The 21722-nt window shown below is 60.2% G+C and carries 20 protein-coding genes; 9 read left to right on the forward strand and 11 right to left on the reverse strand.

Annotated elements, in window-relative coordinates:
* Positions 1-81 precede the first annotated feature (81 nt).
* Both AB5I84_RS03245 and AB5I84_RS03250 read right to left on the reverse strand, forming a co-directional pair.
* Entirely contained in the window at positions 82-1845 is a 1764-nt protein-coding gene (locus tag AB5I84_RS03245) for a coiled-coil domain-containing protein (RefSeq protein ID WP_369454405.1), read from the reverse strand.
* Between the two features lie 53 nt (positions 1846-1898).
* The gene (locus AB5I84_RS03250) at positions 1899-3026 is read right to left on the reverse strand and encodes a DUF4297 domain-containing protein (protein ID WP_369454406.1); all 1128 of its coding nucleotides are present in this window, start codon (positions 3024-3026) and stop codon (positions 1899-1901) included.
* Positions 3027-3750: 724 nt separating this feature from the next.
* Between AB5I84_RS03250 and AB5I84_RS13765 the strand changes: the two genes are divergently transcribed.
* The 5 genes from AB5I84_RS13765 (at position 3751) to AB5I84_RS03270 (ending at position 7806) form a co-directional block, all read left to right on the forward strand.
* A complete protein-coding gene (locus AB5I84_RS13765; RefSeq protein WP_439650183.1) occupies positions 3751-3891 on the forward strand; it encodes a hypothetical protein in 141 nt (46 codons plus the stop codon).
* Between the two features lie 14 nt (positions 3892-3905).
* Entirely contained in the window at positions 3906-4091 is a 186-nt protein-coding gene (locus AB5I84_RS13770; RefSeq protein ID WP_439650214.1) for a hypothetical protein, read from the forward strand.
* Positions 4042-4320, forward strand: coding sequence for a nucleotidyl transferase AbiEii/AbiGii toxin family protein (locus AB5I84_RS03260; protein ID WP_369454407.1), 279 nt, complete (start codon positions 4042-4044; stop codon positions 4318-4320). The genes AB5I84_RS13770 and AB5I84_RS03260 overlap by 50 nt, the downstream gene beginning before the upstream one ends.
* Before the next feature lie 817 nt (positions 4321-5137).
* The gene (locus AB5I84_RS03265; RefSeq protein ID WP_369454408.1) at positions 5138-5443 is read left to right on the forward strand and encodes a spore coat protein U domain-containing protein; all 306 of its coding nucleotides are present in this window, start codon (positions 5138-5140) and stop codon (positions 5441-5443) included.
* A 416-nt stretch (positions 5444-5859) separates the two neighbouring features.
* On the forward strand, positions 5860-7806 hold the full coding sequence (locus tag AB5I84_RS03270; protein ID WP_439650184.1) for a metallophosphoesterase family protein: 1947 nt from the start codon (positions 5860-5862) through the stop codon (positions 7804-7806).
* Positions 7807-8041: 235 nt separating this feature from the next.
* Here the strand turns inward: AB5I84_RS03270 and AB5I84_RS03275 are convergent, their stop codons facing one another.
* The 5 genes from AB5I84_RS03275 to AB5I84_RS03295 form a co-directional block, all read right to left on the reverse strand.
* Positions 8042-8764 carry a sulfite exporter TauE/SafE family protein gene (locus AB5I84_RS03275; protein WP_369454410.1) on the reverse strand — a complete coding sequence of 241 codons (723 nt, stop codon included), beginning with the start codon at positions 8762-8764 and terminating at the stop codon, positions 8042-8044.
* Positions 8764-9549, reverse strand: a complete 786-nt coding sequence (locus AB5I84_RS03280; RefSeq protein ID WP_369454411.1) for an SDR family NAD(P)-dependent oxidoreductase — start codon at positions 9547-9549, stop codon at positions 8764-8766. The genes AB5I84_RS03275 and AB5I84_RS03280 overlap by 1 nt, the downstream gene beginning before the upstream one ends.
* Positions 9549-10484, reverse strand: coding sequence for an SDR family oxidoreductase (locus AB5I84_RS03285; RefSeq protein ID WP_369454412.1), 936 nt, complete (start codon positions 10482-10484; stop codon positions 9549-9551). The genes AB5I84_RS03280 and AB5I84_RS03285 overlap by 1 nt, the downstream gene beginning before the upstream one ends.
* The gene (locus AB5I84_RS03290; protein WP_369454413.1) at positions 10471-11367 is read right to left on the reverse strand and encodes a bile acid:sodium symporter family protein; all 897 of its coding nucleotides are present in this window, start codon (positions 11365-11367) and stop codon (positions 10471-10473) included. The genes AB5I84_RS03285 and AB5I84_RS03290 overlap by 14 nt, the downstream gene beginning before the upstream one ends.
* 89 nt (positions 11368-11456) lie before the next feature.
* Positions 11457-12746 (reverse strand): flavin-containing monooxygenase, encoded by a 1290-nt coding sequence (locus AB5I84_RS03295; protein ID WP_369454414.1) that lies wholly within the window; start codon positions 12744-12746, stop codon positions 11457-11459.
* A 105-nt stretch (positions 12747-12851) separates the two neighbouring features.
* Here AB5I84_RS03295 and AB5I84_RS03300 point away from each other — a divergent pair, with 105 nt between their 5' ends.
* On the forward strand, positions 12852-13826 hold the full coding sequence (locus AB5I84_RS03300) for an AraC family transcriptional regulator ligand-binding domain-containing protein (protein WP_369454415.1): 975 nt from the start codon (positions 12852-12854) through the stop codon (positions 13824-13826).
* Positions 13827-13927: 101 nt separating this feature from the next.
* Entirely contained in the window at positions 13928-15559 is a 1632-nt protein-coding gene (locus AB5I84_RS03305) for an FMN-binding glutamate synthase family protein (protein ID WP_369454416.1), read from the forward strand.
* A gap of 4 nt (positions 15560-15563) precedes the next feature.
* On the opposite strand, the gene AB5I84_RS03310 is transcribed toward AB5I84_RS03305, so the two are convergent.
* The 4 genes from AB5I84_RS03310 to AB5I84_RS03325 all read right to left on the reverse strand — a co-directional run bounded on the left by AB5I84_RS03310 (position 15564) and on the right by AB5I84_RS03325 (position 19412).
* Positions 15564-16313, reverse strand: coding sequence for an RES family NAD+ phosphorylase (locus AB5I84_RS03310; protein ID WP_369454417.1), 750 nt, complete (start codon positions 16311-16313; stop codon positions 15564-15566).
* Positions 16310-16681, reverse strand: coding sequence for an antitoxin Xre-like helix-turn-helix domain-containing protein (locus AB5I84_RS03315; protein WP_369454418.1), 372 nt, complete (start codon positions 16679-16681; stop codon positions 16310-16312). The genes AB5I84_RS03310 and AB5I84_RS03315 overlap by 4 nt, the downstream gene beginning before the upstream one ends.
* A gap of 81 nt (positions 16682-16762) precedes the next feature.
* Positions 16763-17437: a DsbA family oxidoreductase gene (locus tag AB5I84_RS03320; RefSeq protein WP_369454419.1), complete on the reverse strand. Its 675-nt coding sequence runs from the start codon at positions 17435-17437 to the stop codon at positions 16763-16765.
* A 79-nt stretch (positions 17438-17516) separates the two neighbouring features.
* Positions 17517-19412 carry a propionyl-CoA synthetase gene (locus AB5I84_RS03325; protein ID WP_369454420.1) on the reverse strand — a complete coding sequence of 632 codons (1896 nt, stop codon included), beginning with the start codon at positions 19410-19412 and terminating at the stop codon, positions 17517-17519.
* A 164-nt stretch (positions 19413-19576) separates the two neighbouring features.
* On the opposite strand from AB5I84_RS03325, the gene selD reads away from it, so the two are divergent.
* Both selD and mnmH read left to right on the forward strand, forming a co-directional pair.
* The gene (gene selD, locus AB5I84_RS03330; protein WP_369454421.1) at positions 19577-20614 is read left to right on the forward strand and encodes a selenide, water dikinase SelD; all 1038 of its coding nucleotides are present in this window, start codon (positions 19577-19579) and stop codon (positions 20612-20614) included.
* Positions 20611-21711, forward strand: coding sequence for a tRNA 2-selenouridine(34) synthase MnmH (gene mnmH, locus AB5I84_RS03335; protein ID WP_369454423.1), 1101 nt, complete (start codon positions 20611-20613; stop codon positions 21709-21711). The genes selD and mnmH overlap by 4 nt, the downstream gene beginning before the upstream one ends.
* The last annotated feature ends 11 nt before the right edge of the window (positions 21712-21722 follow it).

A 21722-nucleotide genomic window follows, 5' to 3' on the forward strand; every position in this document is an offset into this window, starting at 1 on the left:
TGTTGTTAAATAACGTCCACTCTGCGAGATTATTATCCTGGTGTGTATGCACTGCGTCCTGTAAATATAAACATGAGTGGTTCAACTCGGTAGCTTATTCGAAGGTTCTGCAATTGATCCATCGAAGTTAAGCAAAGATCGGCATTCGATGTAATTCGTCTCTTTAAGGATTTTCTGTTCATCCAGTTCGATCACGTGTGCCGCACGTCTGTAGCTCTTGATTTCGTCACGATCCATGGCGCATAAAATGAGCTGTGCATTTGAAGGTACCGCGCCCATCAGGAATTGGAGAATTTTTTCGTAGTTGAAATCGGCTTGTTCCTGCTGATTCGGAGTGTCTATCACAATGGCCGGAAAAGCTTCATTTTCTGCTTTGTGCGCCTGATGGATAACGGACATGTAGTAAGCCAAGATGCCACGGGTGCTTTCCGCTGCGCCTCCGCTCCCATGGATTTTCTTGTAATCGAGGGGGGATTCGACTGGTGCCAGATTAACGCCTTGCGCATTCAGCTCCTGTAAATAAGAAGTCAAGGAGTTTTTGAATGCGGCGTTCAGCTCCTCCCGCTCTTCCTTGGTCAGTAGTTTTTTCTGTTCGGCCCTCAAATTTCTATTCGTGGACTTGATGGAGCGTATCAAAGCTGTTTTGGTCTCCATCGTCCGCTGTACATGCTTTTGAACTGCACGAGATGCGATGCTGTCTAGAAATGATGATTCGGCAGCACTTTCCTGATTTTCAGATGTGCCCGAGGGTTCAAGCGACTTGTATTTTTTGTTTATCCCATCAATTTCGGCACGCGTACTCTCAAGCTTTTTCTGAGAATTAGACAACTCTTTATTTAGGCGCTCGATCTTTCCGTTGATTTGCATCACCTGTCTTTCAGCCTCGTCTTTGTCAGCGAGAATGGCGGCCCGACTCGGTGACGAATTGTCGTGTACGGTTCCACACAGCGGGCAAAGAAGAGTCTCGCCTTCAACACATTCGACAGAGAAAGTGTAATCCTTATCAAGCTCAGAGGATGCAATCGTTGCCAGATCAAGTTGGCCTTGCAAATAGACGCGTTCCGTTTGGATTTCGGCAATCGTCCCAAGTAGATCCTCTTGCTTAGCCTGCAGTTTTGCGATGTCGTCAGAGACCTCTGCGGCGAGGGTGTCGAACTCACCTTTTGATAGGGTGACCATTTTGCTGGATTGAGGTACGTACGTTTTTACTACATCAATAGCTGTCTCAATCTTTTTTACTTCGCCTTCTGCGGTTTTTTTCTCAAGGTTCTGAGCAGCAATCTTCTCTTCGAACGTGAAAAATTCAGGCCGCAAATAGCCTGTGTGATATTCAATGATGGTCTTTTGCCATTTCGCGTATTGCTCAAGATTGGTAAAGCCGTTCCATGCGTGAGACCAACTGCGCTGCTGATCTACGTAGAAAGGCAGGAAGTAGAAAGCAGGAGGCGGGGTTTCGAGTTTGGTTGAGTCGCTCCTGCTAGGCAACAGGGCCTCGAAGCCTACGATCTCAGCAAAGGCATCCGAGTATGCGCCTGTGATTTTGGGAAATTTTTCCCATTCGCCATTTGGGCGACGAAGAAACATGATGTTCCCATATCTCCCCGCCTGATAAGTCTCATTGCCGACACTGAAGTCAACCAGGCAGCGAACATCAAACCCCGCCCATGTAACATCTAAGACAGGGTCTCCACCCAGAGCCCAAAACAGCAACTTCGCTAGAGTCGATTTCCCAACGCTATTGTCGTTCGCCGTTATCAAGTTGAAGCGGGGTTTGAACTCGAACTGATTTCCGGATTTTAGGGTATCGGACGCTACTACTAGTCGTTTGAATACTAAGTTTTCCATGCCGCTTTGTCCTGAGATTTCTGATCAGCAGTTTGAAGTTGTCGATTGTCGGCTCATTTTTCATGACACTTGCTCAACAGCTCGTAAATGATCGCGGCATGAATTGATTCCAAGTCCACCAGATTCTTTTTGGTTGCCTCTGGCAAAACTTCAAGTGCCAGCTTCATAAAATCTATTACGCCTTGCCTTTCGAATACTTCAAAGTTGCGTTCAACCGCATCCTTGACTGCTTGTTGGTTGTCGATGGCAATCAATGAACGCTCCAGGCGAACGGCGTTGTGATAGCGTTCAAACGCTCTGCGTACCTGAATCCGCTTATTCGATTTCAGTGCAAGATCCTTGAGGATGTCGTCCAGGTCTTTCTCAAAAACCTCGAACCCCTTCTTCTCTGTATAGGACGAGATAACTCGCTCAACATCGCCGTGAGTGGTTCCTTTGTTTTTTATAAGATTGCTCCAATCAGTAAAATCAAAGGCCACAGTTCCCTTGCGATGTAAGTCATCAATTAACACTCGATAGATCGTTGATGCGTTGCACATGGCCCCAGGGGCTTTAACATCGACGAGCTTGGAAATTCGGCCAATAGCTATATCTTGAAAACCGGAGGTAGCTAGATCAGGTGTGATGAACCTCAAGGTTCTAGGGATAGGGTAGGATCCAAGCTCTTTGTTGATTGCAGCCTGGATATCTTTCAGGCAGTCATCATGAAGATCACCTATTGAAATAATTGAGAGCTTCAAGCCGTCGGTTTTAGGAGGCAGCTTAAAGCCACAGGTCGCAACCAAATCGAGCGAGTTCAGCTTTTCAAAAAATGGTTTTTTGCGAACCCCTTGGAGCATTTTTCCGAGAATTGAATTTGTAATTTTTTTGGTGGTTGACTTTGGGATCGAAGTCAATTTCTTCTGATTCCAAGGTGTAGCATTGACATTTTTTACCTGATTGAATTCAAACCGTGCGAGGGATTCATCGGTCGAAGTCGCCAGCACCACGTCCTCATGAAGCTCGATAAAGACAACGTAATCATCCGAGTTCTCGTGAGCACCAAGGATTCGGCAGAGAGCCCAGTGGTACTGGTATTCGTATTTTTCGAATGTTTGCGCACCAGCTCTTTCCCGCTGTGCTGCGGCAAGAGGATTTCTACCCGGCGATCCATTTGCTGTATCCAATTGTGCCCCCTGCATCCCTTGACTTTTTATCATCCTGTTGGTTCAAGCTGCTTTTCTTGACTCAATAACATCCTGTTCCACTTGCCAGCCTGATCCTGACCAGAAACGGAGGCAGCTTTGGTCGATGTGCTGACCTGACCAATTTGGCAGCTTCCACGAACAAAGCTGTTTTTCGCCATTCGGCTTGCTGGCGCGGAAGAGTTACTGCTTATGGCCGAAATAAGCCGATAGCACAAATAGATAATAAACGAAACACATGCTTTCGTCCCCACTTCGCGGATCGCGCTGCTCCAGGTTCGCTATTCGCTCATCCCTGAAGGGACTGGCATTCGCCAGCCTTCCACATCCCTGACGCCTACGGCCCGGCCTCCAACTTCGGGCCTGCGCGCTTCGCTTGCGTGCGGTCTGCACATCATGGCGGCTGTTGCCATGTCCAGCCGTCTCTCCTGACTCCATCACCTTGCTCGCGACTGTAGCCCGTGGCCGCGTGCCATCAAGGCGCGCCAGGCCGTGTCCTCGGCTGCGCCTGCGGGCCGCACCATCCTGTCGCTTTGCTCCTTGACGGCCCACGTCCGTGGGCTCCTGACCGTCGCGGGCGATGAACTCAGGAAAGACGGTGGCAACAGGGCCAACCGGGTTCCTCGTGCCAACCGCACCGAACAGCCGAAAGGCTGGGCTCCGGATCTAGGAATCCGGTGTGCGGTTTGAACAGCAAACCCTTTTCGTCAGGAGAAAGACCATGCAACTCGCATCCCGTTTCGCTTCCCGCTCCCCGGTACTGCGCAACGACTCCCCGTTGTCCGATGACCAGATTCACCGCGTGGCTCCGTCCATCTTTGCGGAAGCGCCCCACGAAGGCCGTTCCCAGCGGTACGCCTAATCCCCACCGCCACGGTGCTGACCGAACTGCGCAAGGAAGGGTTTCAGCCCTTCATGGTGACGCAGACCCGCACCCGCCACGAAGACCGGCGCGACTACACCAAGCACATGATCCGGCTGCGTCATGCCAGCCAGATCAACGCCCGAGAATATGGTCTCATTGGCGGAGCGCCATTCAGGCAAGCTCTGTGCTGCGTTTGATCGTCAGCATCCTCACGATTTCTACGATGTGTGGTCGTTGTTGGAAAGCCGAGGCTTTACCGAGGAAATACGGCGTGCGCTCGTGGTCTACCTAGGTTGTCATAGCCGTTTTACGGAAGAGCTGCTCAGCCCGAGATGGAAGCATATCAGCCACCACGTTGCGAGCGAGTTCATGGGCATGGCCAACGAAAACATAACGCCTGAGCTCCTGCAAAGCGCGCCCCAATAAGCTTTGAGAACGATTATTCAGACGATGACTGCCGAGGAGCGTGGTTTTTTGTGCAGTCTGTACGGGCCGGGGCCCGACTGGGATGTCCTTGAGATAGAAGGTTTAGCTAGACTGCCGGCGCTACGCTGTAAGGTCGGTAATATCAATAAGATGGGCTCCGAAAAGAAAGCGGCTGCCTTGGAGGTGCTGGACTCTCTGTTAGAAAAAGGGCGTGTGTAAAGGATTTTTTGATTTCTTTGATTCCGGCCGATGCCGAGTATGGATACCGCCCTGCTGCCTACTTAGTATACGCCCGCGTTCGACGGCAGCGCCTCGGTGCTAACCCTCTGGGGCGACCGGGTGGACTGCGAGTCTCGTTTTGCCCGGCACGCCGCGAGAGCAAATGAATAAGGCTCGACACAGCTGGCCCAGCCCAATTGACAGTTGCTGGACTGCTTCACCCGCACCCGCTACCTCGGTCAGTCTCAGCCTGACGCGGTAAATGATGTAAATGGAGTTTCTGCAAATCGTTTTAGGCGAGGCCCGCGGGCTCGCTCGTTAAGGCGGTTAGTCCGCGCCTGTTCCCAGCAGTATGTGACTATGCTGCCCGCCGCTGCCCCGCCCTCAGGCCGGGTGCCAACCCCTATATATCCGCCTACTCATGCGCCAATCAACTAGCCCAACAGGTTCTCTCTCTTCTTCCTCGGCATGCAATATCTGGCGCGTCCCGGTTGATGGCGCGCAAAGATGGCTGGTGGCACTTAGTGACAGTCCGGTCGCTACCACTAATCGTCCACCCAGTGCGCAAAGTGGGCAAAGTGGGCAAAGTGCGCCTTTCTTGGCGTATTTACAAAACGTTAAATCTGTTTGCTGCACCCAGCGAGAGAATTACCGCCTTTACGTCGACGACGGCGGCCATTTCGCTGACGGTTGGCAACGCATGCGGGCGGGCACCTCTGGCAACTACATGGAGTACCAAATCCTGAAGCCAGACAGCTCGGTGTGGAACCGCAACAACGCCTTCAGCCGGGTGAGCACGGGGTTGACCGACGTCCAGAGTTGCCAAGTGAGAGTGAACCCGGATCAGGCGGCACGCCCGGCCGAAATTTATAAAGATACCGTGACGGTGATCGTGGAGTATTGAGGGAGGGGCGGATGGGCCCCTGTTTCAACTAGGTCTTCCAGCTTGGGCTTTCCAACATCCGTGGAAAAGGCGTGTTTTTCGCCGAACCCGATACTTCTGGCTGATTGGAAAAGCCTACTTGAGCGACCAGCGCTGACGCTCCGTAAACAACCTGGCGCCTAGGCTTGCGCGTTTATTGCTTTATCAGGAAACAGAAACAGAAAATCTAAAGACAGAGCGGAATCTGAGAGGTCTTAGCGTTGCGCTCAGGACCAACGCAAACACTCTTTTTGCCTCTGAGTTGACCTACCTAAGACACCCCACTGCCACATGACACCCGCATGATACGCCCGTCCTGCTGTGGGTGTTCTAAGGGCTTCGCTGCCCGCAGCTACCTGCCGGCTTGGTCCGGCCTATTCATGCTGTGGGGAAGAGCAATGAGTTTCGTGAAAAAGAGCCTTTTGGTGACAATGGTCGGCAGCGTCTTAGCTGCCTGTGGCGGCGGTTCGAGTACCAGCCCCAGCACCTCACCGGAAACACCGGTCACGCCAACACCAGTCAGCACACTAAAAATTGGCTTGCTGCCAGATACCCAGGGCGGCGGTGACAACGTGTCGATGCACCCTATGCGCGCGGTGCTGGAAAAAGAGCGTGAACTTGGGGTCGATATCGTGATTCCGGTGGGAGACCTGACGGACCAGGGCACGGCAAAAGAGTTTGAGCAGTGGACCTCCGTTGCAGAGGCTTATCGAGATGCGGGCATTGAATTCCTGCCACTGATGGGCAACCACGAAGACAGCTTTGCCTATTCGGTGCAATGGATTGAGACCATGAAGGACTACATCCCTAAAGATGCGGTGCACATGGTCGGTGCCCAGTACCTGAATTACTACGTGGTGCGGGACAACGTGCTGATCGTGCTGCTCAAATACTACAACTTGCCGATCGCGTTTGAGTGGATCAAAGACGTCGTCATGCAGCACGAGGGCAAGGTCGATCACATCGTCATCGCCAGCCACGATGGCTTGGTGGGCGCCAAGTACGGCGAGACCCGTGAAATGATCGTGGAAGGCGTTCGCGGCGATAACCTGCTAATGAATCAGTGGGATGAAATCCGTGCGTTCTTCGCCAAGCACGATGTGATTTGGGTGCAGGGGCATGAACACATGTATCAGCGCTCGGTGATTCAAGCGCCTATTCATGTTGATCCGGGCTCTTGGACCACTGCGGACGGCAACTACCGTTTGCCGCAGTACACGCAAATCATGTCCGGCAACGCGTCCTATAAAGGCTATGAGTTCCGCTACGGCGAGCGCGAGCTGGTGCAGCGCATCATCCAGCAAAAAATGAACACCATGAGCAATGGCTCGCCCGCGTTTGACGCCAACGCCTCGGTGCTGACTTTCCAGGGCGACCGGGTGGATTACGAGTCTTGGTTTACCCCGCACACTGTGACCGCAAACGAGCAGGGCCCGAAAGAATTGGCCCAGCCCGATTGGCAGTTGCTGGACCGTTTCTCGCGCACCAGCAACCGCTGCGAGCGCATTGTGTTTCCGAACTCCATTCCCGCCAACACGCGGCCGGTGATGTATTTCGATGCCAGCTTTGTGGGCAATGATTGCACCGCCCCGGATGGCACTGTGGCCAAGCTGGTGGGAGGCACCAACAACACCTTTAACCGCGTCGACAGTCGCGCGCGTTCGATGGAAGTCACGCCCGGCTTCAGTCGTGCCGAAGACGGCGTGGATCTGCTGCGCTTGGCTTATCAGTATCTTTATCAGTATCACCAGCCGTGGACGCCGAACTTGAACGGCGCAGAGCGCCTGGTCCTTAACGGCGGCAACCTCAACGCCGTGGATATTCCCGCTACCACCACCGACCTGAAAAAACACGTGATGCTCAGCTGGCAGGCAGGCACTGCCGACACCCTGTCAGACGTGCTGATTGTCAGTGGTATTCAACAACACACTGGCATCTACGCCAGCGAATACGGCGCGATCAAAGACCTCGAACAAGACACCGGCTTGCCCGGCAGCCAGCCGGACGGTTCTGCCAAGCAGCCGCACACGCTGCCCAGCGGCGCGAGCAAGGAATGGGACCTGCGCAATAGCCTGTCAGACCGTTACGCCATTGCACTGACCGCGCCCGCAGCGGTGGCCGCTGACGCGGCGCTGGGTTGGAAAACGGAAAACGGTTGGGAGCCGTTGGTGAGTGAGGCCTGCGTGCTCAATATGCCGTTCGACGAGTCTTTGTTGGCGGGCACCCCAGCGCGGGCGCCGGAATGTAACGATTCGCCTGTGGTCGGTGTCGACCTATCAGGGGACTCGGCGCGCTGGTGGGCTATTTTGCAGCAGGATGCTGAGCTGGCAATGCTGAGCAAATAACATGCTATAAGCTGTGCCTAAGCGCCGAAGCCGCTCAACCAATAAAGTGTTGAGCGGCTTCGGCGTTTTTATTCGATTTCTAATATGTCGATGCTGTTGCTGCTGCACGCGAGGAGCGCGTCCGATCAAGGGGCAGCCTACTGCTTGCCGGAAAACCTGGCGTCCAATATCTGGCCGCCAGTTCCCTCGCCCATTTTCCTGGGGCTTATTAGCACTTAGCCATCAGTGAGTCCGCTTACAGCGCAGATCCGACCAACATGACGCCCACCACGGCTAACACCGCATAAATCACTTTCTTAAATCGCTGCTCATCCACCTTGCCGTGCCAGTGGTTGCCCAGCATCACGGCGACCGGCAGACACAGCAGCAGAAGCGCCACCGTCGGTAGCTGCGGCGCGAGTCGCCCATCCAGCCAAAATGCCACGGTCAGGCACAGGTTCAGTGTCCACCACACGCTGATCAGCGTCGCTCGCAGCGCCGCTTTCGACAGCGCGCTGCCGGTCAGCGCAATCATCAGCAGCGGCCCGCCGGACGCGAACAGACCGTGAGTCACGCCGGCACCGAGCATCACCACCGGCGCCGCCGCCGACGGCAGTGGGCGCCAGCGTTGCCGGTGCAGCTGCCACAATTCGCGACTGGAAAAACCGATCAGCAGCAGGCCGAACAGCTTCTTCAGCAGCGTGGGCTCCACCAGCGGCAGCAGCAGATAGCCACTCACGGTGCCGAGCGCCATCAGCGGCAGAATGCGGCCCAGCAGCAGGCGCCACTGAATGTGCCGGTATTCGCGCGCTAGGATCACGCTGCTCATCACCACGTTCAGCGGCACCACCGCCGGCACCACTTGATCCAGCGGCAGCACCAATGACGCCAGCGACACCGCAATCACCACGCTGCCGAAGCCGGTCATGGCTTCGAGGGTGAACGCGATCAGCACGCACAGCGCCAGCAGCGGCACCATCAAGGTTGGATGTCCTCGGGGAAGCGGCGTCGTACCTGCCGCAAGTAGAGTTTCGGCCACACCCGCCACAGTAAACTGGCCAAGCGCGACAGCCGGTCGGGAAATAGCCGCATCCGCTGGCGGCGGTCAGAGTGCAGAATTCTAGCGGCCATCCAGTCCGCCGAGCGTACAGAGCCCAAGGTACTGCGTGCATGGTTGGCCTGCGCGCCGTCGGCCCCCAAGGCATTGCGCTCGATAGCGGTGTCGAGAAAGCTCGGATACACCATCAGCAAACCGATGCCCAATTGATCCAATTCCAGGCGCCATACTTCAAAGAATTGGGTCAGCGCAGCTTTGGCGGCGCAGTAGGCAGCGCGCCCCGGCACCGGCATCCAACCGGCCATGGAACCGATGCAAATGACCTTGCCGCCGTGGCGCAGCTGCGGCAGCAGCAGTTGGGTCAACGACACGGTGCCAAGCCAATCCACCTGCATCACCCGCGCGAACACCTCCGGGCGCGTGCTGCTGGCGGCCGAGCGATGGGTGATGCCGGCGTTGTTGATCAGTACATCAAGCATGCTGGTGTACGCTGTCAGTTGCGCGGCGGCGGCATGGATACTGTCGTCGTCGCACAGGTCACAAACGATGGTATGCACGCGGCTGGCGTCGCCGAAACGGCCAGCCAAGTCGTTGAGCGCGTCGGCGTTCACGTCCATCAGCACCAGACTGTGGCCGGCATCCCAGTAACGCAGCGCCAGCGCACGGCCCAGGCCACCGGTGGCACCGGTGATCAACACGGTTCTCATTACTGCTCCCGATGGTGGTCGCGCCACAGCCGGAATACCTGCGCCGAGGTCAGCTGTGGGGTGTAACCGAATATGGTTTTCAGGCGCTGGTTGTCCAGCACCGGGCGGTAGCGCAGGAAATCCAACTGCGCCGGGCCGTAGCGGGTCAGGCCCAAGCGTTGGCCAATTTGCAGCAGCAACCGCACCAGCGTCGGCGGCAGCACCAGGCACGGTTTGCCGAGCAGGTGCGCCAGTTCGCGCAGCGGCAGCGCACCGTCGCCAGCCAGGTTGTAGGCGCCAGTGGCGCCACTTTCGACCCCGCGCACAATGATGCGCACCACGTCCTGATCCCAGATAAACACGAACGGCGACACCGCGCCGCGCAGCGCCAGCATCACTTTTTTCTCGAACAAATTGGTGATCAAGTTGCGGGTGCCGGCGCCGAGCACAGTGCCGGGCCGCAGGATCAATTGTGCCAGCTGCGGGTGTTGCTGGCGGCGCTCGGCAAGCATTTCTTCCACCAGTCGCTTGTGGCGAGAGTAGGGATAGCTGTCATTGCCGCGCAGCGGATCGGTTTCGCTGATCCAAGGTGGATTGTCCGCGTGATAGCCGTAAGCGGCGCCGGAACTGGTCACCGTCAGATGGCGCACGCCGGCGGCGATGCAGGCATCCACCACATTGGTGCTGCCGTTGACGTCGATATCGTAATCACGCTGCGGGTCGCCGCTGTCGCCCAGCACCGCCGCCAGGTGCACCACATGGGTGATGCGCTGCGCGCGCAGTAGGGTCTCCAGCTGCGGGTCGCGCACGTCCATTTGCACCAGCTCGCAGGGCAGTTCCGCCGGCCGAATGTCGGTGCCGATCACCCAGTTTTCGGCGGCTAGCGCCGCGCACACTTGGCGGCCGATGTAGCCGGCAGCGCCGGTGACTAGAATGCGCTTGTCACTGTAGATCATGGCGGTGCCTCCAACCCCAGAACTGTGCCAGCGACAGACCAGACACCAAGTGCCACAGCCCCCACATGGCCGCCACCAGCACCATGCCGCCGGCTTGCGGATAGAAGGTGAACAGGATCAGCAGCGCCAACCCGGAATTTTGAATGCCGATTTCCAGCGTGACGGCGCGGGTTTCCGCGCCGTCCAGCCGCAACATCCGCGCCAGGCTGTAGCCGGTCAGCAGTGCCACGCCGTTGTGCAGCACCACCAGACTCAGTACCGCAGGCGCGACTTCTAGGAACAGCGACAAGTTACGGCTCAGCGCGACGCTGATGAACATTAAGAACGCCAGCAGCGAACCATTGCGAAACCATGGCTCGGAGCGCTGTGCAAAGCGCGGAAACCGCTTGCCGGCCAACATGCCCAGAGCCAGCGGCAGCGCCAGCACCAAGGCAATCAGCGCCAGCAGGCTGAGCGGATCCAGGCTGATGCGCGTCATCAACTCGCGGGTGGCCGGGTTTAGGCTGCTGTAGAGCGCAAAGTTGAGCGGCGTTAGCACTGTCGCCAGCGTGCTGGAGGCGGCAGTCATGGTGATCGATACCGGCAGGCTGCCGCGTGCGATCCAGGTCAGGATGTTGGAAAAGGCGCCGCCGGGGCAGGCCGCCACCAGCATCATGCCGAGCTTGTACTCGGCGTCGATTGGCAGCACCAGCGTCAGTAGGAAGGTCGCCAGCGGCAGCAGCAGAAATTGCGCCACCATGCCGGCCAGTGGTGCTTTCGGCTGGGTCAGCAAGCGGCGAAAGTCAGCGCCGGTCAATTGCAATGATGCGCCGAACATCATCGCGGCGATGGCGATGTTCATCACCACCAGATCGCCGCTACCGAAATCAAAGCCGTGGGTCATCGCAGGCCTCGCAGAGCGTGTGCACCGGCCAGTGACGCGGTGCATCGATTATTGTTGTGGGCGCCACCATGCCAGCGTCGCGCGCTGGGTCACAGTGCCAGTTGTCGGGAGTGGTGTGCCAACGCGGACAAATACGCCTGTTTGCTGACGTAATAGGCCATTCGCTCTAGTGGCAAATAGTCATAGCCGCCATCGAGCCGGCGACCGGCACGTGCACCTTTGGTGCGGTTGAACGCTTGGTAGGCGGCGCTGTTGCGCTGCTGATGCACCAGATAACGCGCCACCAGCTGGGCTTGCTGATTGCGGCCTTCCCAGCCGAGTCCGGCGGCTTCCACCATGCCCAGTACCAGTAGGTTGTCACGCTGCGCGGGGAACACGTTGAGGAACAGCTGGGGCGCGCCGTGGCCGTCCCAGTCCAGCAGGCCCGGCGTCAGGAACGGATAGTTGAGCCGGTAACCGGTGGCGGTGAGGATCAGGTCGTAGTCGGCGCGCTCGCCGTTGGCAAACGTCAGCGTGCGGCCGTCAACGGCGGTCAGCGCCGGGCGTACCCGCACATCGCCATGACCCAGATGGTGCAACAGCAGAGAGTTGATCACCGGGTGGGATTCGTACAGGCGATAGTCCGGATCCGGCAGGCCGTAGTCGGACGGCTTACCCACCGCCGCGCGGATCAGCCAGCTATCCAGCGTCTGTTTCCAGCGGCGCGGCAACGGCAGCGCACCGCCTAATGTGTCGATTGGGCGGCCGAACAGGAACTTGGGCAGGAAGTAGTAACCGCGTCGCACCAGGATATCCACCGATGCGGCGTGGTGAACCGCCTCCACCGCAATGTCGGCGCCAGAGTTACCGCAGCCGATCACCAGCACCCGCTTGTCACGGAAAATATCCGGGTGCTTGTAATCAGCGGAGTGCAGCAGCTCGCCGTCAAACGGCGCGGGCAGCGTGATGCGGTTGGGGCAGTGCAAGGTGCCGTTGGCGATCAGTACACCGCGAAAGCGGCGCGTTTGCGGAGCCTCATCTTGGTGCTGGGTGGTCACCAGGTAATCAGCGCCGTCTTCCACTACCAACAACACCTCAGTGGAAAACTCATAGTGCCGGTACAAATCGAACTCCCGCGCGTAGTCGCGGAAGTAGTCGCGCATGGCGCGGTGGCTTGGATAGAGCGCGGTGCCGGCGGGCATCGGAAACTCGGCAAACTCAGTTTTGCTGCGTGAAGAAATCAGATGCGCGGAGTGGTACATGGTGCTGGTGGGGCTGTCGATGTCCCACAATCCGCCGACATCGCTGTGAATCTCGAAGCCAATGAAGGGCACACCGGCTTTGCTCAGGTTGCGGGCCATGGCCAGCCCCATCGGGCCGGCGCCGATCAGCGCGTACATAGGCGTCCTCGTTGTTGTGGTTATGCGGGGCGTCAGCAGTAGATTAAAACGCCCGTCGGCACCGTACCCGGCTGCAACGGGACCGGGTTTCGGTTAAAACAGGACATGGCCACTTTTCTTACTTGCTCCGGTACCACCGTAACCCTGCGCTTTGCCCAAGCGCTGGCGGACGCGGCCGCGCGTCTGGGCATGGCGGTGCCGCCGTGGCCGACCGCTGGCGAGCGGGTAGCGATGGCGGAGCTGGATCGCTTCTGGGATCAGCTTTGCCACAGCGCCGATCCACTGATCGGCCTGCGGCTGGGGTTGGCGCTGCAGGTGGGGCATCTGGACATCACCGGGCTGCTGCTAATGAGCTGCAGCAACTATGCCGAAAGTATGGCGGCGCTGGTGGAGTACGCGCCTTTGATCGGCGGCGTTGGCTTCCAGCTGCACAGTGAGGGCGAACGGCAGCAATTGCAGGTGCAGTCGGCGTTTCGCACCCGCCCGGCGCAGCGGGTAGAGGCGGTGCTGACGATGATCCTGCAGCTCAGCCGCAGCAATACCGGCGGCCGCTTTGAACCGACGCGACTGCTGTTGCGGCACGCACCGTTGGCGGCCGCGGCGGATTATTCCAAGTTGCTCGGTTGCCCGGTCATGTTCGGCGCTGCCATCGACGCGCTGGAGTTTTCCAGCGCACAACTGGCGCTGCCGCTGGAGCAAGCCAATCCCGGTGTGCGCGATCATCTCGTGCAGTTGGCTGATGTCGGGCTGGCGCAGGTGGCCGCGCAAAGCACTCGCCAACGGGTAACGGCCCTGCTGCGCGTGCATCCGCAGTGGAACAAAGATCAGGTTGCCGCTCGGCTGCATCTCAGTGGACGCCATCTTGCCCGTAAACTGGCTGACGAAGGTGTCAGCTTCCGCCAATTGCAGGATCAACAGCGTTTTGCATTGGCGCAGCGCCTACTGCGCACCGATGGCCGTATCCAAGAGATTGCCGAACAACTCGGTTTTAGCGACGAAAGTGCGTTTGCCAAGGCGTTTCGGCGCTGGAGCGGCATGTCCCCAAGTCAGTTCCGCAACGCCCTCGACCCCCCCCACTAGCCTAATGGTTTTGTGAAATAGTTGGTGCTGGCTGGATCGCGTTGGCCATGGCGTGTAAAACCACCCGTTCAGTACCCTTTGTTGGTGGGAGAAACCTTTTCATGGCGCTTTCATCGTGGGCCCGTTTTTCGGTCTGGGCACTTTGTATCCTTGTGGCGGCGGTCAGTGTCGTTGCGCTGTTGGCGGGCGCACGCTCGGCTTGGTGGGTGCTGCTGGCGCTGGTGTTCTCGGCGTTGGCACTGCGTGGGCTGGCGGACGTGTTGCAGACCCGCCACGCCATCCGCAGAAACTATCCGGTGGTGGGAAACATCCGCTACATTTTCGAGAACTTCAGGCCGGAGTTGCGCCAGTACCTGTTCGAGTCTGATAACGACCAAGTGCCGTTTTCCCGCGCCCAACGATCACTGATTTATCAGCGTGCGAAAAACGAAAATGCCGACCGGCCGTTTGGCACCTTGTTGGACGTTTACGCCAACGGCTATGAGTTCGTCGGCCACTCCATGCAGCCGGCGCTGCCGGCCGATCCGGCCACCTTCCGCGTGACTGTCGGCGGGCCGCAATGTCGCCAGCCGTATTCGCTGTCGCTGTTCAATATTTCTGCCATGAGTTTCGGCGCGCTCAGTGCGCAGGCGATCCGCGCCCTCAACGCTGGCGCACGCAAAGGCAGCTTCGCTCACGACACCGGCGAAGGCAGCATCAGCCCCTACCATCTGGAGCATGGCGGCGACCTGATCTGGGAAATCGGCAGTGGCTATTTCGGCTGCCGCGATCATTACGGCCGCTTTGATCCCGAGCGTTTTCGCGAACAGGCCCAGCGTGACGCGGTGAAGATGATTGAAATCAAGCTCAGCCAGGGCGCCAAGCCGGGGCATGGCGGCATCCTTCCGGCGCACAAGGTGAGCGAGGAAATCGCCGCCACCCGTGGCGTGCCGATGGGTCAAGACTGCGTGTCGCCGGCGCGTCACTCGGCGTTTTCCACGCCGTTGGAGTTGCTGGAGTTCATCCAGCAATTGCGGGAGCTGAGTGACGGCAAGCCGGTGGGCTTCAAGCTCTGCCTGGGGCACCCGTGGGAGTTCATGGCCATCGTCAAAGCGATGCTGAAAACCGGTATTTATCCGGATTTCATTGTGGTCGATGGCAACGAAGGCGGTACCGGTGCCGCGCCGCTGGAGCTGGCCAACCATGTCGGCGTGCCGATGCGCGAAGGCTTGCTGTTGGTGCATAACACCTTGGTGGGCGCCGGGCTGCGTGAGCACATTCGTATTGGCGTGGCAGGCAAAATTGTCAGTGCCTTTGATGTGGCGGCAGCGCTGGCAATCGGTGCTGATTGGACCAACTCGGCGCGCGGTTTCATGTTTGCGTTGGGCTGTATTCAGTCGCTCAGCTGCCATACCAACCGTTGCCCGGTCGGCGTAGCCACTCAGGATCCGGTCCGCCAACAGGCGCTGTCAGTGCCGGATAAGGCCGAGCGGGTGTACCAGTTCCACCGCAACACGCTGCTGGCGCTGTCAGAGATGGTGGCCGCTGGCGGTATCGATCATCCCTCGCACCTGCGGCCCCATCATCTGGCATGCCGGGTGTCATCCACCGAGATTCAGTTGTTTAGCAAGCTGTATCCGTATCTGGAGCCAGGAGCGCTGCTGCAAGGCGAGGTCGACAATGACTTTTACCGCCGCATGTGGCCGCTGGCGCGGGCGGAGCAGTTCTCGCCAGCTCATCTGACCCGGCAGTAACCGCTCAGGCTGGGTGCGGCAGCTCGCCGTCCACCAGGAAGTCGCGGGCGGCGAAGTGGATCAGTTGGTCTGCTTGCAGGGCTTTGAAGGTCACCTGCTCGGCGGTCACTTCACAGAACCAGCGGGCGCTGTTGCGTGGGCGTTTCTGCAGGAATGGCGACGGACTGAACAGCGCGACGCACAGCCCGCCCGCCGGTGCGCGTGCCGAGCGGTACTCGAACAACTCCACCGCACTGGCGCGCATGGCCGCGCCCAGTTGTTGGCAAGCGTGATAGTGGCTGCGGTGGCGCAGCAGTGCCTCATGGGCGGCAAACGGCGGTTGGTGCAGCGCCACCGCGCGGCCACTGCGGTAGCCGACACTGAACAGCGTGTGCTGGGTGCGCAGTTGTGTTTTCGGGGCGGGGGCGACCATGGAATGCCAAAACAGCAGCCGGTAATAAGCGGTTTCCGCCAGCGCGGTGGGGGTGTCCAAGGCCCCGTAAAACAGGCTTGGTTCGTGCACGCTGCCGAAGCGTGAGCCCCACGGTAGCGGCGGGTAGCGAAACGGCGTCCGCAGCAGATAGTGCAGGCCGCTGGCATCCAGCGGTGACGGCGGCTTCACGTCTTCCAGCATTTGTTCCAGCAGTGCTTGCTCGGCGAGATTGTCGACGTAACCGAGCGTGGCCACCTGCTCTTGGCTTTCCACCAACCTGAACAGCGTGCCTTGCAGGGTTTGCAGATGCTGTTCGCCCTGGCACTGCTGCCACAGGTTCATATTTTGCCCCGCAGCGCATCGACGGTTTGCAGCACCGTCACCAGTCCTTGGATGCTTTGCAGCTGCTCTGCCGGCACTGCGCCGGTAAGACGGTTGGGGGTGCGCAAGAAGTGACGCATCCACTCCTCGTCGCCGCCGGTCAGGGCAAACAGTGCGCGCGCCACCCGGATCAGTAGCAGCGCCAGCTCACCGGCTTTGGAGTGCGGGTCGAGTGCCGGATTTTGCTTCAGCCGGCTGACAGCGGTGCGGTGGATGCCGAGCACCGCCGCCAGCTCAGCCTGGCGCAGCCCCAACTGCTCGGCGGCGCGCAGCACCGCTTTGGCGAGTACGGCGTCGGCTTCAGGTTGCTGGTGCGGGACGCTGCCCATGGCGATCTCCAAATGTGCAATGTGCACATCTTATCGCCAGATTGTGCTATTTGCACATTTTTTGCGCAGCGCGAGCCGGGTTTAGGACGGCAGGTCGCAGCGACCGTCCGCGCATTGCTCGCCAGCGGTGTCTGGACTGCGCTGTGATTGCAGCACGTCGACAAAATCAGCGACTTCACGGGCGCCGGATACCGCCACCTGGCCGTTGATGAGGAAGTAAGGCACGCCCCGAATGCCCAGTTCTTGGGCGCGGCGTTGGTCAGCGCGGACGTCTTGGGTGTACTCCCTGCCTTGTAGCACTGACGCCACGGTGTCGGCGGCTAAACCGGCTTCCTCTGCCAACTGTTGCAGCACAGCGGCATCACCGATGCGAGCGCCCTCGGAGAAGTAAGCGCGCATGAAACGCTCTTGCACCGCGTCTGCTAGCCCTTGGCTGGCGGCCAGTTTCAGCAGGCGGTGGGCGTGGAAGGTGCTGCCGGGCTGGGCGGCCTGCCAGTCGAACGCCAATCCCATGCGCTGCGCTTCCCGCTCTTCATGATGCAGCAGGCCCAGTGCCTGTTCCTGCGACATGCCGTAATGGCCGGTGAACAGCTCCAGCAGGCCGATACCGTAGGACGGCGGCGCCATCGGGTTGAGCTCGAAGCTGCGCCAGTGCAGCGTGGCGCTGATGCCAGTTTGCTCCAGAGCGACTTCGAGTTTGCGTTTGCCGATATAGCAAAATGGGCAGATCACGTCGGACCAGACTTCGATTTCCATCACGGAGCTCCTTGCTTGGGCGGTGAAGGCCGGGCCGCGAGCGACCCGGAGCAGGGCGCCATGATATACCCCGCGGCGCTCAGCCGGGACGTAGCAGTGGCGCCAGCTCTTCCAGCGTACGCGGGTCATCGATGGTGGCCGGCACTTGGTAGGGCTGGCCGTCGGCAATGGCGCGCAGGGTGGCGCGTAGCACTTTGCCGGAACGGGTTTTCGGCAGCCGCTCTACCACCAGCACCGATTTCAGCGACGCCACCGCGCCGATCTGGTTGCGCACCTGCGCCACCACTTCAGCGCAGATATCAGCGGGCGACCGCTGCACGCCGGCTTTCAGCACCACCAGCCCCAGTGGCAGCTGGCCTTTGAGCGCATCCGCCACGCCGATCACCGCGCATTCCGCCACATCGCTGTGACCGGCCACCACTTCCTCCATGGCGCCGGTGGACAGTCGGTGGCCGGCCACGTTGATGATGTCGTCGATACGCGACATCACCCAGGCGTAGCCGTCTGCGTCCACATAGCCGGCGTCGCCGGTCTGGTAGTAGCCGGGGAAGCGTTCCAAATAGCCGCTGCGGTAGCCGTCCTCGTTATGCCACAGCGTGCTGAGGGTGCCCGGCGGCAGCGGCAGTTTCAGCGCCAGTTGACCGATTTCGCCGGGCGGGAGCGGCTGGCCGTCCTGATCCAGCACCGCCAGCTGGAAGCCCGGCACCGGCACGCTGGATGAACCGGCTTTCACCGGCAGCGGTGCCAAGCCCTGGCAGTTGGCAATCGCTGGCCAACCGAGTTCGGTCTGCCACCAGTGATCCACCACCGGCACCTGCAACAGTTGCTCGGCCCAGTGCACGGTATCGGCGTCGGAACGCTCGCCAGCCAGGTAGAGGGCGCGCAGGCTGGACAGGTCATGGTGGCGGGCAAGCGCACCGTCTGGGTCTTCTTTTTTGATCGCCCGCAGGGCGGTGGGCGCAGTAAAGAACGTATTCACCCGATGCTCAGCAATCACACGCCAGAATGCGGCGGCATCCGGCGTGCCCACCGGCTTGCCCTCGTACAGCAGCGTGGTGCAACCGCGCAGCAGCGGCGCGTAGACAATGTAGGAATGCCCCACCACCCAGCCCACATCCGACGCCGCCCAGAACACCTCGCCGGGAGCGGTGTTGTAGACCGTTTCCATGGAGTAGTGCAGCGCCACCGCGTGGCCGCCGTGATCGCGCACCACGCCTTTCGGCTTGCCGGTGGTGCCGGAGGTGTAGAGCACGTACAGCGGCGCGGTGGCCGGCACCGGCACACAGGCCACCGGTGCGGCGGTGCTGACTTCAGTGTGCCAGTCCAGATCACGGCCCGGCTTCAGCTCGGCGCGCAGTTGCTCGCGCTGCAGGATCAGGCAGTGGCGTGGCTGATGGCTGGACAGCGCCAGCGCCTGCTCCAGCAGTGGGTGGTAGGCCAGCGTGCGCCCCGGCTCAATGCCGCAGGAGGCGCTGATGATCAGCGTCGGCGTGGCGTCGTCGATGCGTTTGGCCAATTCCGGCGCGGCAAAGCCGCCGAACACCACTGAATGCACCGCGCCGATGCGGGCGCAGGCGAGCATGGCGATTACCGCTTCCGGCACCATCGGCATGTAGATCACCACCCGGTCGCCGACCTGCACGCCGCGTTGTTGCAGCGCGCCGGCGCAGCGGGCAACCTCGTCCAGCAACTGCTGGTAGCTGTAGCGACGTTGTTGGCCGGTGACCGGGCTGTCGTAGATCAGCGCGGCTTGGGCGCCGCGGCCGGCCGCCACATGGCGATCGAGGGCGTTGTGGCAGATATTGCATTCGGCGCCGGCAAACCAGCGGTAAAACGGTGCATCGCTGGCATCCAGCACCTGTTGCCAAGGGCGGTGCCAATCCAGCGCGGCGGCGTGTTCGGCCCAGAAATGTTCCGGCTGTTCAGCGGCCTGGCGATGGGCGTTCAGGTAATGCGGGGGCAGTACAGTGGACATGGCTGACTCACAAACAGGACATGGCATCCGGCGACGGCCGGCTTTGCCCTCTGTGGTACCACAGAAGCCGGGTGCGGCCTTTTGGCCTTTGGTCGCAATGTGCGTTCGCGCGCGGCTTGCACGCTTTGTTACCATCGGATTTTGACGTCCGACAGGCCTGCCCGATGAGTTCCCCGATCCGCCTTACCCAATACAGCCACGGTGCTGGTTGCGGCTGCAAAATCTCTCCCCAAGTGCTGGATGTGATCCTCGCCGGCAGTGGTGCTCAGCACCTGGACCCGCAGTTGTGGGTCGGTAATAGCTCGCGCGATGATGCCGCGGTGTACGGCCTCGATGACGACCGTGCGGTGGTCTCCACCACTGATTTCTTCATGCCCATCGTCGATGACCCGTTTGATTTCGGCCGTATCGCTGCCACCAATGCCATCAGCGACATTTACGCCATGGGCGGCCGACCGCTGATGGCAATCGCCATTCTCGGCTGGCCGGTGAATGTGCTGGCGCCGGAAGTGGCGCGCGAGGTGGTGCGCGGCGGTCGCGCTGCCTGCGATGCGGCCGGCATCCCGCTGGCTGGTGGTCATTCGATCGACGCGCCGGAACCAATTTTTGGTCTGGCGGTGACTGGCGAAGTGACCCGCGACCGGCTTAAACGCAACGACACCGCGCAGGCCGGTGATCGCCTGTACCTGACCAAGCCGCTGGGCATCGGCATCTACACCACGGCCGAGAAAAAAGCGCTGCTGCGGCCCGGTGATGAACACGTGGCGCGCGACTGGATGTGCACACTGAACGAGGTCGGGCTGGCGTTCGCGGCGCTGCCAGCAGTGACCGCGATGACCGATGTCACCGGGTTCGGGTTGCTGGGGCACTTGGTGGAAATGGCAGACGGCGCCGGTCTGACTGCGCGCTTGCAGGCGGCTGCCGTGCCACGCTTGGACGGCGTCGAGCATTATCTGGCCGCTGGTTGCGTGCCGGGCGGCACCCAGCGCAACTATGACAGCTATGGTCACCGCATCGCGGCACTGACGCTGGTGCAGCGGCAACTGCTGTGCGATCCGCAGACCAGCGGCGGTTTGCTGGTGGCAGTGACGGCAGCGGGCGAGGCGGAATTTGTGGCCACCGCTGCGGCGGCGGGGCTGGCGCTGTCTCCGATCGGCGTGCTGGAGCCGGCCGGCCCCCATGCGGTGGTGCTGGCCGGATGAGCGCTGTTACTGACCTTGCCGGTTTGCTGCGGTCGGGGGTGCCGCTGATGGATGTGCGCGCACCGGTGGAGTTTGCTAAGGGCGCCTTCCCCGCCGCCTGCAACCTACCGCTCATGAACGATATCGAGCGTCAGAAAGTCGGCACCTGCTACAAGCAGCACGGGCAGCACGCAGCGATCGAACTGGGTCACCAGCTGGTCGGCGGTGCGGTGAAGCGGGCGCGGGTGGCGGCGTGGGCGGCGTTCGCGCAGCAGCATCCTGATGGCGTGTTGTATTGCTTCCGGGGCGGCTTGCGCTCGCGCATCGTGCAGCAGTGGTTGCAGGAGGCCGGCGTGCAGCTGCCCTATGTGGAAGGCGGCTACAAGGCGCTGCGCACGGTGCTGATCGATACCACCGAGCAGGCGGTAGCGCAGTGTCACTGGGTGGTGCTCGGCGGCATGACCGGTACCGGCAAGACCGAGGTGCTGGCGACGCTGGACCAAGCGCTGGACTTGGAAGGCCATGCCCATCACCGAGGATCCAGCTTTGGCAAACATGCCACCGCCCAGCCCGGCCAGATCGATTTTGAAAACCGACTGGCGCTGGATCTGCTGCGCCAGCGTTCTGCCGGTGCGCGTCGTTTTGTGGTGGAGGATGAGGCGCGGTTGGTGGGCGCGTGCTCACTGCCGCTGTCGCTCCATCGCGGCATGCTGCAGGCGCCGCTGGTATGGCTGGAAGACAGCTTGGCCGGACGGGTGGCGCGCATTGTCGACGACTATGTGGTGAAGCTGTGCGCCGAGTTTGTCGCCCTGCATGGGCCGGAAGCCGGCCCGCAGCGTTTTGCCGAACGTCTGCGGCAGAGCCTGGACAACATCGTCAAACGCCTCGGCCATGCGCGCCATCGGCAGCTGTCCAAACTGATGGCTCAGGCGCTGGCGGTGCAGCAGAGCAGTGGCGATGTCAGCGCTCACTGCGCTTGGATCGAAGCACTGCTGGTGGAGTATTACGATCCCATGTACGCCTACCAACGCCGCGAGACCGCGCACCGGGTGCTGTTCCGGGGCGAGCGTGCCGCCGTGACCGAATTCCTCCAGCATTGGCTCCGTCAGCAAGGGTAAGTCCTCACTAC

The organism is Alcanivorax sp. REN37 (genome assembly GCF_041102775.1).
Taxonomy (GTDB): Bacteria; Pseudomonadota; Gammaproteobacteria; order Pseudomonadales; family Alcanivoracaceae; genus Isoalcanivorax; species Isoalcanivorax beigongshangi.

What these genes read in the sequence shown, in the direction of transcription:
- AB5I84_RS03245 (WP_369454405.1), bottom strand. Translation starts at nt 1,845, where the DNA reads ATGGAAAACTTAGTATTCAAACGACTAGTAGTAGCGTCCGATACCCTA.
- AB5I84_RS03250 (WP_369454406.1), bottom strand. Translation starts at nt 3,026, where the DNA reads ATGCAGGGGGCACAATTGGATACAGCAAATGGATCGCCGGGTAGAAAT.
- AB5I84_RS13765 (WP_439650183.1), top strand. Translation starts at nt 3,751, where the DNA reads ATGCAACTCGCATCCCGTTTCGCTTCCCGCTCCCCGGTACTGCGCAAC.
- AB5I84_RS03260 (WP_369454407.1), top strand. Translation starts at nt 4,042, where the DNA reads ATGGTCTCATTGGCGGAGCGCCATTCAGGCAAGCTCTGTGCTGCGTTT.
- AB5I84_RS03270 (WP_439650184.1), top strand. Translation starts at nt 5,860, where the DNA reads ATGAGTTTCGTGAAAAAGAGCCTTTTGGTGACAATGGTCGGCAGCGTC.
- AB5I84_RS03275 (WP_369454410.1), bottom strand. Translation starts at nt 8,764, where the DNA reads ATGGTGCCGCTGCTGGCGCTGTGCGTGCTGATCGCGTTCACCCTCGAA.
- AB5I84_RS03280 (WP_369454411.1), bottom strand. Translation starts at nt 9,549, where the DNA reads ATGAGAACCGTGTTGATCACCGGTGCCACCGGTGGCCTGGGCCGTGCG.
- AB5I84_RS03285 (WP_369454412.1), bottom strand. Translation starts at nt 10,484, where the DNA reads ATGATCTACAGTGACAAGCGCATTCTAGTCACCGGCGCTGCCGGCTAC.
- AB5I84_RS03290 (WP_369454413.1), bottom strand. Translation starts at nt 11,367, where the DNA reads ATGACCCACGGCTTTGATTTCGGTAGCGGCGATCTGGTGGTGATGAAC.
- AB5I84_RS03295 (WP_369454414.1), bottom strand. Translation starts at nt 12,746, where the DNA reads ATGTACGCGCTGATCGGCGCCGGCCCGATGGGGCTGGCCATGGCCCGC.
- AB5I84_RS03300 (WP_369454415.1), top strand. Translation starts at nt 12,852, where the DNA reads ATGGCCACTTTTCTTACTTGCTCCGGTACCACCGTAACCCTGCGCTTT.
- AB5I84_RS03305 (WP_369454416.1), top strand. Translation starts at nt 13,928, where the DNA reads ATGGCGCTTTCATCGTGGGCCCGTTTTTCGGTCTGGGCACTTTGTATC.
- AB5I84_RS03310 (WP_369454417.1), bottom strand. Translation starts at nt 16,313, where the DNA reads ATGAACCTGTGGCAGCAGTGCCAGGGCGAACAGCATCTGCAAACCCTG.
- AB5I84_RS03315 (WP_369454418.1), bottom strand. Translation starts at nt 16,681, where the DNA reads ATGGGCAGCGTCCCGCACCAGCAACCTGAAGCCGACGCCGTACTCGCC.
- AB5I84_RS03320 (WP_369454419.1), bottom strand. Translation starts at nt 17,437, where the DNA reads ATGGAAATCGAAGTCTGGTCCGACGTGATCTGCCCATTTTGCTATATC.
- AB5I84_RS03325 (WP_369454420.1), bottom strand. Translation starts at nt 19,412, where the DNA reads ATGTCCACTGTACTGCCCCCGCATTACCTGAACGCCCATCGCCAGGCC.
- selD (WP_369454421.1), top strand. Translation starts at nt 19,577, where the DNA reads ATGAGTTCCCCGATCCGCCTTACCCAATACAGCCACGGTGCTGGTTGC.
- mnmH (WP_369454423.1), top strand. Translation starts at nt 20,611, where the DNA reads ATGAGCGCTGTTACTGACCTTGCCGGTTTGCTGCGGTCGGGGGTGCCG.